The 13,405-nt window shown below is 40.2% G+C and carries 17 protein-coding genes and 1 pseudogene; 15 read left to right on the top strand and 3 right to left on the bottom strand.

Annotated elements, in window-relative coordinates; all coding sequences use genetic code 11:
* Positions 1 to 8 precede the first annotated feature (8 nt).
* The 4 genes from PR675_RS18860 (at position 9) to PR675_RS18845 (ending at position 1,894) form a co-directional block, all read left to right on the top strand.
* Positions 9 to 488: a type II toxin-antitoxin system death-on-curing family toxin gene (locus tag PR675_RS18860; RefSeq protein ID WP_163837035.1), complete on the top strand. Its 480-nt coding sequence runs from the start codon at positions 9 to 11 to the stop codon at positions 486 to 488.
* Positions 489 to 649: 161 nt separating this feature from the next.
* Entirely contained in the window at positions 650 to 937 is a 288-nt protein-coding gene (locus PR675_RS18855) for a hypothetical protein (protein ID WP_140180753.1), read from the top strand.
* 102 nt (positions 938 to 1,039) lie between these two features.
* On the top strand, positions 1,040 to 1,537 hold the full coding sequence (locus tag PR675_RS18850) for a hypothetical protein (RefSeq protein WP_272582869.1): 498 nt from the start codon (positions 1,040 to 1,042) through the stop codon (positions 1,535 to 1,537).
* 66 nt (positions 1,538 to 1,603) lie between these two features.
* Positions 1,604 to 1,894, top strand: coding sequence for a hypothetical protein (locus PR675_RS18845; protein ID WP_272582868.1), 291 nt, complete (start codon positions 1,604 to 1,606; stop codon positions 1,892 to 1,894).
* 41 nt (positions 1,895 to 1,935) lie between these two features.
* Here the strand turns inward: PR675_RS18845 and PR675_RS18840 are convergent, their stop codons facing one another.
* Positions 1,936 to 2,787, bottom strand: a complete 852-nt coding sequence (locus PR675_RS18840) for a phage antirepressor N-terminal domain-containing protein (protein WP_272582867.1) — start codon at positions 2,785 to 2,787, stop codon at positions 1,936 to 1,938.
* 69 nt (positions 2,788 to 2,856) lie between these two features.
* Positions 2,857 to 3,018, bottom strand: a complete 162-nt coding sequence (locus tag PR675_RS18835) for a toxin-antitoxin system HicB family antitoxin (protein WP_004245955.1) — start codon at positions 3,016 to 3,018, stop codon at positions 2,857 to 2,859.
* Positions 3,019 to 3,131: 113 nt separating this feature from the next.
* Between PR675_RS18835 and PR675_RS18830 the strand changes: the two genes are divergently transcribed.
* The 7 genes from PR675_RS18830 to PR675_RS18800 all read left to right on the top strand — a co-directional run bounded on the left by PR675_RS18830 (position 3,132) and on the right by PR675_RS18800 (position 9,757).
* Positions 3,132 to 3,389 (top strand): Arc family DNA-binding protein, encoded by a 258-nt coding sequence (locus tag PR675_RS18830; protein ID WP_004245954.1) that lies wholly within the window; start codon positions 3,132 to 3,134, stop codon positions 3,387 to 3,389.
* A gap of 100 nt (positions 3,390 to 3,489) precedes the next feature.
* A complete protein-coding gene (locus PR675_RS18825; RefSeq protein ID WP_272582866.1) occupies positions 3,490 to 4,335 on the top strand; it encodes a ParA family protein in 846 nt (281 codons plus the stop codon).
* Positions 4,322 to 4,741, top strand: a complete 420-nt coding sequence (locus PR675_RS18820) for a hypothetical protein (protein ID WP_012367638.1) — start codon at positions 4,322 to 4,324, stop codon at positions 4,739 to 4,741. The genes PR675_RS18825 and PR675_RS18820 overlap by 14 nt, the downstream gene beginning before the upstream one ends.
* Positions 4,734 to 5,402, top strand: coding sequence for a hypothetical protein (locus PR675_RS18815; protein WP_004245950.1), 669 nt, complete (start codon positions 4,734 to 4,736; stop codon positions 5,400 to 5,402). The genes PR675_RS18820 and PR675_RS18815 overlap by 8 nt, the downstream gene beginning before the upstream one ends.
* Positions 5,403 to 5,507: 105 nt before the next feature.
* Positions 5,508 to 6,008: a hypothetical protein gene (locus PR675_RS18810; protein ID WP_272582865.1), complete on the top strand. Its 501-nt coding sequence runs from the start codon at positions 5,508 to 5,510 to the stop codon at positions 6,006 to 6,008.
* Between the two features lie 107 nt (positions 6,009 to 6,115).
* Positions 6,116 to 9,517, top strand: a complete 3,402-nt coding sequence (locus PR675_RS18805) for a phage tail tape measure protein (RefSeq protein WP_272582864.1) — start codon at positions 6,116 to 6,118, stop codon at positions 9,515 to 9,517.
* Positions 9,518 to 9,529: 12 nt separating this feature from the next.
* Positions 9,530 to 9,757, top strand: coding sequence for a hypothetical protein (locus PR675_RS18800; RefSeq protein WP_272582863.1), 228 nt, complete (start codon positions 9,530 to 9,532; stop codon positions 9,755 to 9,757).
* On the opposite strand, the gene PR675_RS18795 is transcribed toward PR675_RS18800, so the two are convergent.
* Positions 9,737 to 10,621 carry a toll/interleukin-1 receptor domain-containing protein gene (locus PR675_RS18795; protein ID WP_272582862.1) on the bottom strand — a complete coding sequence of 295 codons (885 nt, stop codon included), beginning with the start codon at positions 10,619 to 10,621 and terminating at the stop codon, positions 9,737 to 9,739. The two genes, PR675_RS18800 and PR675_RS18795, sit on opposite strands and share 21 nt — an antisense overlap.
* Before the next feature lie 107 nt (positions 10,622 to 10,728).
* Here PR675_RS18795 and PR675_RS18790 point away from each other — a divergent pair, with 107 nt between their 5' ends.
* The 4 genes and pseudogenes from PR675_RS18790 to PR675_RS18775 all read left to right on the top strand — a co-directional run.
* Positions 10,729 to 11,193, top strand: a complete 465-nt coding sequence (locus PR675_RS18790; RefSeq protein WP_272582861.1) for a hypothetical protein — start codon at positions 10,729 to 10,731, stop codon at positions 11,191 to 11,193.
* A complete protein-coding gene (locus PR675_RS18785; protein WP_272577641.1) occupies positions 11,190 to 11,690 on the top strand; it encodes a DUF1833 family protein in 501 nt (166 codons plus the stop codon). The genes PR675_RS18790 and PR675_RS18785 overlap by 4 nt, the downstream gene beginning before the upstream one ends.
* Before the next feature lie 9 nt (positions 11,691 to 11,699).
* The gene (locus tag PR675_RS18780) at positions 11,700 to 12,080 is read left to right on the top strand and encodes a nitrite transporter (RefSeq protein WP_272577642.1); all 381 of its coding nucleotides are present in this window, start codon (positions 11,700 to 11,702) and stop codon (positions 12,078 to 12,080) included.
* Positions 12,077 to 13,405, top strand: a pseudogene (locus tag PR675_RS18775) (host specificity factor TipJ family phage tail protein); the annotation flags it as partial. The gene PR675_RS18780 and the pseudogene PR675_RS18775, both read left to right, overlap by 4 nt.

Genomic DNA, 13,405 nt, shown 5'->3' with positions numbered 1-13,405 from the left:
TGTTGAATATCTCAGGGGAGTTTGTTGAAGGGATTAACTATCTTTCTATTGATGATTTAATAAATATCAATAGAACTTTGATAGAATTACAAACTCCCAATGAGCCAATCAAAGTATTGAACTTCAACAACCTAAGCTCATCCCAATCGAGGCCTAGTCTAGTAAAATATTACGAGCAGACAGATGATATGTTTGTTCTTGCTGCCGTATTGATTGAAAGTCTGATACAAAACCATCCTTTTGCTAATGCTAATAAACGAACAGCCATGATGGCAGGGTGCATTTTTTTATTACTTAATGGTTATGAATTAACAGCTCCAGAAGATGAAGTTGTAGAAATAGCAAGCGGCTTGGCGATTAAAAAATACTCACTTGAAGATTTAGAAAATTGGTTATGTTTTTGGTCTAGACCTTTTGATTCGAGGCAGTTATGTCATAATGGAATAGAAATTAAGACTAGTTCAATTTTCAAAATAAAAATAGACTAACCCACTCCGGTGGGTTTTTTATTGCCTGAATGCAGGTGAATACTATCAAAAATATAAATAGCCATGCCTCTTAGTTGAGGCTTTTCATATTTCTTCCAACCCCTCAAATAAAGCAGGTATACTTTATGTGCAATTTAATTATGAATAAGGATTATACATTTATGACTGAGATAGATTTTGAGGCGTTGGGTCGCTGTCATTATCTGCGTGGTAAAATAGCTGATGCCTCTAGACGAAGGGATGATGCTTATAAAGGGATGACTGAATGGTACACATTAGAACCTAATCCGTATGACAGAGTATACGAGGTTAATATGTCTAACTTTCATCAAAATTATAAAGAATTTGAATCGGCTAATGAAGAGCTTACTTTATTGGTTGGTGAATACAACCAATGGGCTGAAAAGGCTGGTGAAAGGCCGATGAATTGGGTTAAAAGTCGTAGATAAAGTGTATCTATCTAAAGGGTCGCTTATGCGGCCTTTTTTGTTTACTTCAATTTGCACTCCCGCTGAGCTAACATTACTGAAACTAATTGATGGGATGGTGAGATGAAAAGAATATTAGCAGCAATAGCGCTGGCTGTATTGATTACAGGTTGCGACAGCAAACAAGATGCCCCATTCGGCTTGAAGTGGGGGCAGAGCATGGAAAGTGTCGGCTTTATTAAAGATGGTGATTGTGAAAAAGAGAGCGAGGTCACAATCTGTAAATTTGACAACCGGAAGCCATTCAATGAATGGACTTACTCAAATGAGCTAAAGTTTAACAAAGAAGGTCTTGTTGAAATAGAAACGGTGTCTGTAGGGGAAGAAGAGCATAACCCTAGCTTTCAAAACTTCAAAGAAAAACTGGATAAAGAGTTTGAGTTTTTGTTAATCAAGGGCTTTGATAAAGAGATATTAAATCAAGTAAAACAAAAATGCGAAAGCAGTATTCAGTGTGACAAAACAAGCGAAAGGTCTAACGCCTCTATTGGGGTTGCTAGCATTTGGATTACAACATCTTCAACGCAAACACCAATTGAAGTAACAACATACACAAAGTAGAAGCGTCAACACATCTAACAAACCCTGCCAATCGGCGGGGTTTTTTTGTTCTAGGAGATAGGAACTATGATCATTCATTCAGCATATGCACACCCTAACGGGTTATTTGTCTGTGCTAATAGAGAAAGTGATTTTTGGGTGTTGCTCAGTCGCTCACTAGGTTGGGGGAGGTTCACTAAGGCAACTAGCGGAACATTTCAGCCAAATACTTTTGAATTAGTGGAAGTGCGCTCGGCAGAGCTAGAACCGCCTTCACCGTTAATTCATTCGTCAAATGTGTTATGGCACTTGCCGGAAGCTCTCGAAGTTTTGCAATCAGTCCCTTCTTCTCATCTTCTGGAATATTTGAACCAATGATAAGTGATTCTAGTTGAGAAAGGGCGTCCTTGCCCTGCCATCTATTTGATTAGTACAGGATGTTTTCCGTTAAGGCTTTCCTGTAGCATCCGAAGGAATGAATATCCATCCTTGAATCGGTCGTATAATCTTGGGGCTACTGGTGAGTCGATACTACGCAGTGCAGGATATATCTCAACTTTCCATGCGGTGTATATGGCTTCGTAATGTTTCGCTAGCGCATTTATATTATGGATATCTCTATCCCTGTTAACGTAGAGGTGAGTAGTTTCTCGCGGGTCGTCTTTAGGTAAATATTCACCTTCTAGCGGAACACGCGCAACCAGTGATAATGCCTCTGTGAATTTATCGCTATCAATTTCTTTGTACGTGCAACCAAAGTGACTTTTTAACGATGACCACATAGTAATCATTGCTTTTGCTTGCTTATCTTTTGGTAATGCTTTACCGCGATTTAAAACTAGCTGCTTAATTGCTTCTTGCTGCTCTGAGGTAATACGACCAGCGATTTGTTTAACCTGTTTGCGTGGCTTAGCCTTAACTTCACCAGTAGTCCAATATTCGTAAAGAACATCGTCACACTCTTCTTGATACTTGATTACTTTATCGCGGATCTCTGGTTTGACTTTGTTAGGGCTAATAGTGTGAAGCCAGCCAGCAAGTTTGCGCAGAGCGAGGCAAATCATATTGCGCTCTTTGCCATCTGCGGCAACTATCACGATTTCCGTGATGGTTGATTTAAATCGTTGTTTTATCTTCTCAAATTGAGATTGCCAAGTTAATCCCATACCTTCGACGATAGGTTTCATAGGTACATATGGCTGACCTTTATAATTCACAACATATAAATTGTTACCGTGGAAAGGTACGTTAATTGTTGATACACTAGTCATGTCGGTTACTCCGTAGTTTCTGACAAATTAGAAGCCCTAGCTACCTCAAATAGTTGGGGCTTCGCTGTTTTAGTTGACACGTTTTTCTCTTTCTTTCACATACCAAGCTATCGCTTGATTAACTATTGAGTTTTGCGAAATACCATCTTTCGCTGAGAGTTCTACCACTTTACTTTTTAACACCTCTGTTAATCTGAGTTGAAATTTTCCTGTTTTTTTATTGGTATTCATATTTTCATCCTTTTATGTGTCTATGTGACATCACAAAGATATCAATGTGAATCTATATAGTCAACGAATAATTGAGTATATTGTGATATCACAATGACTTTACTGGTGGTTGTATGTCACAAAAAAATACGCGAATAAGAGATATGACGCCTTACAGCCTTAGAATGCCTGATACTTTGAAAGAAAAGTTAATGCAAAGGGCAAGTAAGAATGGGCGATCTCTTAATGCTGAAATGGTTATGATTCTTCAGTCTGCGGTAGATGAGGATAGCATCCCTAAAAACTTAAACGAATTGTCACAGCTTGATTCCGAAAAGTTCAAAGAACTGTTCATGGAAACTATCAAGAAGATGAATGAGGGTAAAAAGTGACTAATATCACATTTTATTTTGTTGTTACTGTATAAAAAACAGGAATGTAAAATTTTTTAGTGCCTGTAATATATTTTGATATTTTCTTTGGAGCTTGCACATGAATGCGCCTGTAATTAGCTTTATTAATATGAAGGGTGGGGTGGGAAAGACCACTCTATGTATTAGTATTGGTGAGTATTTAGCAAACTATAAAGATAAAAAAGTATTAATAATAGATATTGATCCTCAGTTTAATGCAACACAATCTTTTATGGGTAAGCATGATAAAATAAGTGAGTACTTATCTTTAGTAAAACAAAGAAAGACAATCAAGAGAATATTTGAAGTAAATGCTTCTATATATCAAGAAGATGCAGTATTAAAAAAAGAAGATGTTATTTACAGTGTATATCCAAATCTAGATATAATCCCTGGTGATATAAACATAATGTTTGAGCATAACACGGTAGATACAATTAGATTGATTAGGATAAGAAATTTCATTGAAGACAATAAGTTAAGAGAAATCTACGACTATATTTTTATTGATTGTCCGCCTACCATTTCGATGTATACCGAAGCGTCCATAATGGCATCTACACATTATATAATGCCAATGAGAATAGATCAGTATTCAGTATTAGGGAGTAACAATTTGCTATCAATTGTTTCTAAGCTGGCTAGAGATCAAAGACTTACAATAAAGCCGTTGGGTGTTATTTATACCGATACTGCACCAAAAAGATTGACCAAGAAGACCAGAGCAATTAAGACGGCTATAGAAACCGAAAAAGGAATCAGGGATCTATATTTCTTCAAGAATCATTTTTCAAAGGTTAGGGATTTACAGGTTGGTCAGCAATTAAATTTTGCGTCAGCGTATTCTCAGTCTAAAGAAATCATTGATAGAATATGTACGGAACTCGAGGCTAAGCTTAAAGAGGTTGATGATGAATCAGAATAAATTAATAACTAAAAAGAAATTAATGGAACTAAAAGATTCTGAATCGCTTGAGTTTATGATCGGGTTTCTATCTTTAGTAATATTTTCCAAAGAAATTTTTAAGTCGAATTTTGAATTGAGTGAATTTATTAAAGATGCATTTAAGATAGAATATAAAAGATACGTTGTATCCTCAAGAACCCTTATGTTCTCTAGGCTTGCGAAAGATATAGTTAGAAAATATTCTGATGGAAATCATTTCACAGCTAAAAATACTGTTGTCAATATCATTTATGAAAAGCTAGATCAGCTGCCAATCAACGATATCGCTTTAGAAGCGAAAAAGAAAGAAAATAAAAAGAGAAAAGGTAAAAATACTACAACAGAAAGTATCTCAAAGTGGATAAAGGGGTTTAGGGGTGAGTAACTTCCTTACTATTGACCCTTACAACGTGTTGGGAACAGTGTCCAAGTTCAAAGAAGACCTAAAAGTAATTCCTGACCAATATGTTGTTGACTCGTTAATATCAGCGGTAAAAAAGTCTATTTTTTTGAAGATAATTCACGAAAAATCTTTGAGAGGTAATAGACACTTATTAAGCGTCATCTATGATTTTTTAGGTTGTATTTCAGCAATAAAAAAAAATGAAGATAGATACTTTTATTTTAATATAAGGTCATGCATTGAAAATTCAATTAGATTCTTGTTGAACAAAGATAATGATGATGAGATCGGTGTTACAAGGATGTTCAGTGAGTTTAAAGAAAGATATAAAGGTGTAGACGGTGTTAGCGCACTTGCTAGGGTATATTCTGATGCATGTAATTACGTTCATAACAATGTCAAGGCTGATATTGATGTATCAAAAAGCTATAAATACATTGATTCATCCAAGATTTTTGAAAAGAAAAAAAGCAGAAATCTATGTAATGACCTCGTTTCAGTGCAGTCGTCACTAGATAATTTTTTGCTAATTAATAATAAAGAAGACATAAAGCATTCATTTTTATATCTAAATGAAAATATAGAATATTTAATAAATAAAAAGTTTTTAGAAAGATTGTTCTCATCAGAATTGGTATCATAATTCTATAAACATGCTTCGGCAGGTTTTTTTGCACCTAACGTTTGCTAGGAATTGCACCAATGATTAGCTACCATGAATTAAATGAACTAACCGATAGGTAATATAGTGAAAAGAACATTAGTAGCAATAGCGCTGGCTGTATTGATTACAGGCTGCGACAGCAAACCAGATGCCCCATTCGGCTTAAAGTGGGGGCAGAGCATGGATAGTGTCGGCTTTATTAAAGATGGTGATTGTGAAGATAAACCAGAAGCAACGGTGTGTGTGTTCGGGGACGAGAAGCCATTTAGCAAGCTCTCTTATTACAACGCATTAAAATTTAACAATGATGGGTTATTTGAAGTGGAGTCGATGTTTGTTGGTGGGCAGGATTATCTACCTGATTTTAAAGACTTTGAAAATAAGCTTAATCAAGAAATAAATTATTTAAAATCTATAGGTTTTAACCAAGATGCACTAGCTAATATCTCCGTTAAATGCAAAGAATCAGATAGCTGCAATAACATAAAAGAAACCTCTAAAACTAGTTATGGGGAATCAGAAGTATGGATATGGGAAGATCCTAGTAGAAGCATTCACCAATTAACAGTTATTTTTAATAAATAACCAACCAACAAACAAATCAGATAAACCCTGCCAATCGGCGGGGTTTTTTATTTTAGCTAAAGGCTCATACATTTGTATGGGCTTTCTTTTTTCTAAAGGAAAGCAAAATGTCAGAACAATCATCAAGACTAGTTATTATCTTAGATAGCTCGGGTGCTCAAAGAAACTCAGAAAGCTTAGCTGATGCCCTAAATCGCTTGACAGCGCAAGGGGAACGCGCGACAGGAGCAACAGACAACCTAGGCTTTTCATTCAAGCGCCTTGCAGCATCGGCAGCAGGTGCGCTATCTATCGGTGCAGTTATAAAAATAGCCGACGATTGGGGGCAAGTTGCAGCACGAATTAAAATGGCTCTCAAGTCAGTAGAAGGCGATATCAAGAATTACGCAGATATCCAAGAGCGTTTTTTGGAGATAAGTAACCGTAACGGTAAGAATATTGAAGATGTTCAGTTGCTCTATATTGGTGCCGCAACATCAATGCAAGAGCTTGGTTATAACACTACACAGACTATTGATTACATTGAATCTTTATCATCTGCAATGACTGCCAACGCGTCAAGTGCTAATGAAGTCATGTCGATGCAAAACGCGCTAAATAAAGCGATGGTCGCAGGGAAAGTCGCTGGTGAAAACTGGAATTCAATTATGAATGCCACGCCAACCCTGCTGGGCGACATCGCTAGACAGCTAGAAAAGCAAAATGGTGGGATTAAAGTAACCGAAGCTCAAGTTAAAAAAATGGCGGCAGAAGGTAAGATCTCGTTTAAGCTATTTGTCGATGCAGTGATGGCAGCAAAAGACGCCAATAACGCGCTAGCTGATTCAATGGACAACACCGTTGCAGATGGCTTTAACAGGGTAATAAATTCCGCTAAAGCTTATTATGGTGAGCTAAACCAAAGTCTCGGTATCACTCGCTCGATGTCTGCTGGGTTGGCTGTATTGAGTGATAATTTTAGTGCCGTTTCAACAGTAATCACTAGCATTGTAGGGATAGGCGTTGCCCGCTATTTTGGCAATATGGCAACTTCAATGAAGAATGCTGCTAAAGAAACGATAAATCAGACTCGGACTGCAAAAGAAAACGCAAAAGCTCAACTGGATGTGGCAACTCAAGAACAGAGGAGGGCTGCCGCGGCAGTGAGGAATGCGCAGTTAGACAGAGCGAGACTACAGAATGACATCAACAGGAATGCCAGAACTCGCCAAAGCGCGTTGCTATCTGCCGAGTATACAGCAGCACTCTCGCGAGAAAGAGCTGCAAAACTTGCGTTAGTACAGGCTAACAATGCTGTTGCAGCATCACAAGAGCGACTCAATACTATTACATCGATTGGAGCTAGAGTAACGGGAATGCTACAAGGTGGCCTTGCGTTGCTTGGCGGGCCCGTGGGCTTAACGATGCTTGTTGCTGGTGGTATGTATATGTTTGCTCAAAGTATGGAGCAAGCAAAACGGGATGCAATAGAGTTATCCAGAGGGTTAGATGGTTTAGTTGATAAGCTCAAGGAGATGACCCGAGAGCAAAAACTGGTAAAAATTGGCGAAATAGAGGGTGCGCGCGTCGGGCTTGAATCTGCCATTAGGAAAGCTGAGCAAGAAGTAGCAGATGCTCGCAGGGGAACTTGGGGCAAGCAAAGAGCGATTGATTCAGCCACTATTGGCACAAAGGAATACACAAAAGCTGTTGAGGATGCTAAAAAAGCTCAAAACAAACTTGAGGTGGCAACAGCCAAACTGACTGAGGCCAAAGCAGATCTCAGTAGAGCTGAAAACACCATATCTTTAATCCAAGCAGACCTTAATGGCAAGCTGCTGCAAGGTGCGGATTTGCTAACCGCGCACACTCGTTCAGTGCTACCAAATGGTGCTGAAGCATTTAAAAGCTTTGGTCTTAATGTGAATGCGGCAGCTAATGCGCTGGGCAAATTTAACTCTGCCTACTTGACGTTAAGTTTTACCGAAGGTGGTGCAAAATTAAAGCAGCAGCTTGAGCGCGATATAGAACTTGCATCATTAACAGGTGAAGCCAAAGCAAGAAAGCAAGCGGAGTATATGGCAAGGGATGCTGGAGAAACTGACCCCAAGAATATCCTAAAACTCCAAGACTTAGCGGCGCAAAGATATAGAGAGGAAGAGCGTCAACGCAAGCTGCTTAACTCTCAAAACAAGGCTTATACAGAATCCGCAGCACAAAAAAGGCTATCTAGTCTTCTGGAACAAAACGCAGCACTTAAGCTTCAAAGTGAAATTGGCGATAAACTTGGCGCACAGCAACTAGCGTTGGTTAAGTGGAACCAAGAAATCGCAGAAATTGAGAAAAATAAAGCAAAAGGAAAACGACTAACGGATGACCAAAAATCACTATTAGCCAATAAAGCACTGATTACGGCTGAGTTAGAACGTGCCGCTGAATACGAAAAAATCATCCAGCGCAAGGAAGCCGAAGTCAAAATTGCTGCATACAACAAGCAACTAATGGAGGAAACGGCTCAGGCGCAACGCGCTTATGATATGGAGCTGAAAGGCGCTGGCATGGGGAATTTAGCTCGAGGCAGGCTGCAGGAGGAATTAAGGCTCAAAGAGGAGTATCTGAAGAAAGAAGAGGAGTTGACCAAGCAATTCAATGACAAATCAACTGGCATCACGCAAGAGATGTATGATGCAGAAACACAAGTCATCAGAAATGAGCTTGATAAGCGTTTAGTCATGATGCGTGTTCATCAAGCTAATATTGATGGCCTGCGGGTTAATTGGCAAAACGGGATTAAAGAGGGGCTTATAAATTATGTTGACAACGCTCGTAACTATAGTCAGCAAGCGGAAGGATTCATCACAGGGTCGCTGCAAAACATCACGGATGGCTCGGCTAGTGCGCTTACTGACATCGTAACCAACTCGAAAAGTGCGTTTGATGCGATTAGCGACTTTTTCGGTGATTTAGCGAAATCTATTATCAATGATTTAATCCGAATCGCGATACAGGCACAGATTACTAATGCGATATCAGGGCTGTTTCCAGTAGGAGATTCCAAGTCTGTTTTTGATGCAGGCATTAAAGGATTGGGGTTGTTTAGCGCGGGTGGTTATACAGGTAGGGGGGGTAAATACGACCCTAGAGGTGTCGTCCATGCTGGCGAGTTCGTATTCACGAAGGAAGCTACGGAAAAAATTGGCGTTCCAAATCTTTACAAGATGATGAATACCGGAAGTATCCCGATGGATGCATTGAAAAACGATCAATACGCCATGAAGAACATTCACCCAGCTAACCAGACGACGAATAATAACAATGAGGAAAATACAACCAAGGTTATTACTATTCAAGCCGCGCCTATCACCATTCAGGGTAATCCTGACGACAAAACCATTGCTTTGATTGAGCAGTCACAGAAAAAAGCAATTATGAGTTGTTATAAGGCAATTACTAATGACCTTGCCGAAGGGAAAGGAAACGTATCTAAGGCGTTAGTTACAGGTTGGGATACTAAGCGTAAAATTGGTTAATTAGGAGACAGCATGAACGACGATAGGATTCAAAAGCTTGAAAATGAAATCTTCCAGTTAAAGTATCAACTCTTAGTTATTAACCAAATTATCTCGCCTAAAACGCCTGAATGGGCAATTGAAGTGTTAGAGAAAGCGGAAAAATTAGGATTGAAACCCTCATCTTATGGTGAGGGTTATGATACTTATCGAATTTTAGATCTGCTTGATAGGTTAGGATTACTCCTTGAGCATCGGTAGCAGTTGTTCTGCCATTTCTTCAATCGTGTAGTCTGATGTGGTTAGTGCTTTTTTATCAGCTAAAGATGGGCTGAACTTTAGGACTTCCGATTTAGATATTTCGTGCCATATAGGTAGAATTCGTCCAGAACCGTTAATTTCTTTAGCAACTAGTCCGTTTAGCTCGTATTCCGTCCAGTTTTTCTTTATGAATGCTTTGGATATGACTACGATGCCGAATCTAGAATTAGCCAAGCCTTGATCTATTTTCGTTCTCAAGCTATCACCCCACTGGAGAGATAGTTCATCGTACCAGACGCTAATGCCAAGTTGTTTTAGGTGCTCAGCGAATGGTCTCGCGAATGACTCTTTATCTTCACTTGCATGAGAAATAAACACATCATATTCTGGAGAATCTAAGTGTTCTTGTTGAATATCTTCACTTATACGTTGTTTGGTTAGCGATATTTGAGCTTGAATGGCTCTTGTTTTTGCTTCCATTTCTCGGGTTAGTTTGCGTTGAAAATCGAGCTGTTCTCGTTCTTGTTTCTTTCTTTCAGATTCAAGTTTTTTTCGTTCGTTTTCTTCATCTTTAGCGAGCTGGGTTTGATACCTGTGTAATTCGGATGTTTTACGAGCGATATCTTTAGCTAGGTCTGCTTTTTTAGAATTGCAACGTGCGATATCTTCATTGTACCTCGCTATTTGATTCAATTTAGAAGAAACGATAGACGCTGAACTACTTTTTGTTATCGAGCTATGCGTTTGCTGAATTTGCTTTAATAAAGAGGCTTCTTTTTTGCTTTCGTCTGCAACTTTTTTCTGTAAGTTAGCGATATCATTTTGAATTCTGAGAATAGAACTTTGATTGGAGCTAATAGACATTATTTACCTCGATTTAAGTCAAATAAATTAATAGGTAATTTATATCATCAATATGCATTTTCTGCCGCTTAATTGCGGTTTTTTATTATCTAAAATCTGAGGATAGCATGACAGAAATAACCTATCCGCATAACTATCTACCGCTACCACAGCAAGAGGGTTATGCCTTTCAGCCCGTATCACCGCTAAGACGAACTCAACTAAGTTCAGGACGTGCAAGGCAGCGCAGAACTTATACATCTACACCAACAAATGCCTCAGTGTCGTGGTACTTCGAGAAAGACCAACAGGCACAATTATTTGAAGCATGGTTCCGTGATGCTTTAAGTGACGGTGCGGCTTGGTTCATGATGAAGTTACAAACACCACTTGGCGTTGAGTTATACAAATGTCGGTTCATGGACATTTATGATGGGCCTACTCTAGCACCCCCTAAGCATTGGAAATTCTCAGCGACATTAGAACTGTGGGAAAAACCCTTGTTACCCAAAGATTACGGCTTATTTCCTGATATCGTTTTTAACGCCGATATTCTCGATATAGCACTAAACAGAGAGTGGCCAGAAGCATGACAATATTAAATCGACTGTATGCCTCGGGTGGTTCAGAGGTGGAAATTGAAACCTTGCAAATCAGGGTGAACGGTGAGGATTACTGGCTAACCAAAGGCTGGGATAATATTGAGGCAAAATTAGAGGATGGGCGGCTAGTGACCTTTATTGCGTGCGGGATGGACATTGCACTACCGGCACGAAATGAAGATGGTACGCAAGACCTCAAATTTGCGATCAGTAATATTGATGGCGTTGTGTCAGGTGCAATACGTGAGGCGATTGACAAGTACAATGAAAATCCTAACGGTACACTCGCCGAAGTCACTTACCGTCAATACCTTGATGTTGATCTCACTGCACCCAGTAAGCCGCCTTTCACACTAACCGTTAAATCAGGGCAATGGACATGGGCGGACGTACAAATCACCGCAGGTTACATGAATATTCTTGATACCGCGTGGCCTCGTCATCGTTATAACCTCGCCGAGCACGCAGGGCTTCGTTACCTTTCATAAGGGCATTCTATGTTTAACATTGATAAATACCGTTCTGTCACTTGGCAGAAGGGCGGACGCGCTTATCCTTATTTAGACTGTTACGGCATTGTTCATGAAATTCGACAAGATTTGGGTTTACCGACATGGCCAGTTTTCGAAGGGGTAACCAAAGACGATAACGGCTTAGACAAAGAGGCTAAGTTACTGGCAAAAACCGTCAGCCGTTGCGAACCGGTACAGGGAGCGGTTGCTGCCTGTTATACCAGTAGCATGATCACCCATGTAGCGATTGTTGTGGATATTAACGGGTTGCTACATGCGGTTGAGTGTAACCCAAAATCCAATGTCACCATTTTACCCTTATCCCGATTTGAGCGACGGTTTTCGCATGTGGAGTATTACCAGTGACTATTCGCATTTATCCCTCACGCTTGCAGGGTGAGCCGCTAGAAACGCACCTGCACGGCAATATAACTTTGCACGATTGGCTCACAGAGAAGGTGAACGGGTATCATAATAAAGATACTCAACCTATTAGCATTGAGGTTAATGGTCAGCGCATTCAAACCAACGATTGGCCACTCACGATTATTCGTGCTGAAGATGATGTAAAAATTTATCCCGTTCCGTTTGGTCTTGAAGCTGCAACTATCGGCTGGATTGCGGTGGGGATCGCCGTAGCAACAGCCGCATATTCTATCTTTATGATGCGCAATATTGATGTGGGTGGCTATTCATCATCAGGTAATGGCGACCAACTTGAGTTAAACCCCGCGAAAGCCAACAGTGCTAAATTGGGCGACCCTATCCGTGAGGTATTTGGACGATTCCGTGTGTTTCCCGACTATCTTGTTCAGCCTATTAGCAGGTTCGACAAAGCCGACCCGAAAATATACCGTACCCAAATGTTCTTGTGTGTAGGGCGCGGTAATTTTGCGATTACCGCATCCAACATAAAAATCGGTAATACACCTATCTCGTCATTCGGTGATGATGTTAATTATGCCATCTATCAGCCGGGTGTTGATGTGACGGGGGATGCTCGTACCGAAAACTGGTACAACTCCACCGAAGTCGGTACCACCACAGCAGGTACCACGGGGCTGGATTTGAGTTCCAGTGCGCCAAAAAGTGTCAGTGTCAATGCCGAGGCGGTGGCGGTTTCGGGAGCATCGATTTCTATGATCAACACCGAATCCAGCGACGAAGAAACACCTAGTGATTCGGCAATCCCCGCTTCATGGAAAGTGGGGTCTATTATCACGATTGAAATGCCGGATACCTTTACAGTAAAAACGGAAAACAGCCACAGTGTGATTTATGGCGATATGAGTGAGTTGTTGCCGTATGTAGGCCAGCCGATCACTTTGGTGTTTAACGACAACCACTATGATTTATTTGTAAAAAGTTACACGCCTCGTCAACCTGCCGTGCCAGGCGTTGGTGGAATGGCCGCCTCGATAGAAGCGAACGAATCACCCCGAACCTATGATTTTACGCTGGAGCCTGAAACCTTTTCGATTAGCTGGCAAGGTGCGGTGTATTACATTTCACTCTTGACCGACTATGTGACTATGAGCGGCTTAATTAACACCATTACCACGCAATTAGTTGGTTCTGGGCTTGTTGCTTGGGATGTATCAGGGCGCATTGTGATCACAGAAGAATCCAGCCCTTATATTGGGGGAAATATCCTTGCCTCTTCCTTGCCTGATTCGGTGTTTGGTGCCGAG

Origin of the sequence: Providencia sp. PROV261 (assembly GCF_028477945.1) — a bacterium.
Lineage (GTDB): Bacteria > Pseudomonadota > Gammaproteobacteria > Enterobacterales > Enterobacteriaceae > Providencia > Providencia stuartii.
The sequence above is the reverse complement of the archived record's forward strand: the minus strand, read 5'-3'. Positions and strand labels throughout refer to the sequence as shown.

Bases quoted from the DNA above. Each gene is read 5' to 3' on its own strand.
- PR675_RS18855 (WP_140180753.1), top strand. From the start codon at position 650: ATGACTGAGATAGATTTTGAGGCGTTGGGTCGCTGTCATTATCTGCGT.
- PR675_RS18850 (WP_272582869.1), top strand. From the start codon at position 1,040: ATGAAAAGAATATTAGCAGCAATAGCGCTGGCTGTATTGATTACAGGT.
- PR675_RS18845 (WP_272582868.1), top strand. From the start codon at position 1,604: ATGATCATTCATTCAGCATATGCACACCCTAACGGGTTATTTGTCTGT.
- PR675_RS18840 (WP_272582867.1), bottom strand. From the start codon at position 2,787: ATGACTAGTGTATCAACAATTAACGTACCTTTCCACGGTAACAATTTA.
- PR675_RS18835 (WP_004245955.1), bottom strand. From the start codon at position 3,018: ATGAATACCAATAAAAAAACAGGAAAATTTCAACTCAGATTAACAGAG.
- PR675_RS18830 (WP_004245954.1), top strand. From the start codon at position 3,132: ATGTCACAAAAAAATACGCGAATAAGAGATATGACGCCTTACAGCCTT.
- PR675_RS18825 (WP_272582866.1), top strand. From the start codon at position 3,490: ATGAATGCGCCTGTAATTAGCTTTATTAATATGAAGGGTGGGGTGGGA.
- PR675_RS18820 (WP_012367638.1), top strand. From the start codon at position 4,322: ATGAATCAGAATAAATTAATAACTAAAAAGAAATTAATGGAACTAAAA.
- PR675_RS18805 (WP_272582864.1), top strand. From the start codon at position 6,116: ATGTCAGAACAATCATCAAGACTAGTTATTATCTTAGATAGCTCGGGT.
- PR675_RS18800 (WP_272582863.1), top strand. From the start codon at position 9,530: ATGAACGACGATAGGATTCAAAAGCTTGAAAATGAAATCTTCCAGTTA.
- PR675_RS18795 (WP_272582862.1), bottom strand. From the start codon at position 10,621: ATGTCTATTAGCTCCAATCAAAGTTCTATTCTCAGAATTCAAAATGAT.
- PR675_RS18790 (WP_272582861.1), top strand. From the start codon at position 10,729: ATGACAGAAATAACCTATCCGCATAACTATCTACCGCTACCACAGCAA.
- PR675_RS18785 (WP_272577641.1), top strand. From the start codon at position 11,190: ATGACAATATTAAATCGACTGTATGCCTCGGGTGGTTCAGAGGTGGAA.
- PR675_RS18780 (WP_272577642.1), top strand. From the start codon at position 11,700: ATGTTTAACATTGATAAATACCGTTCTGTCACTTGGCAGAAGGGCGGA.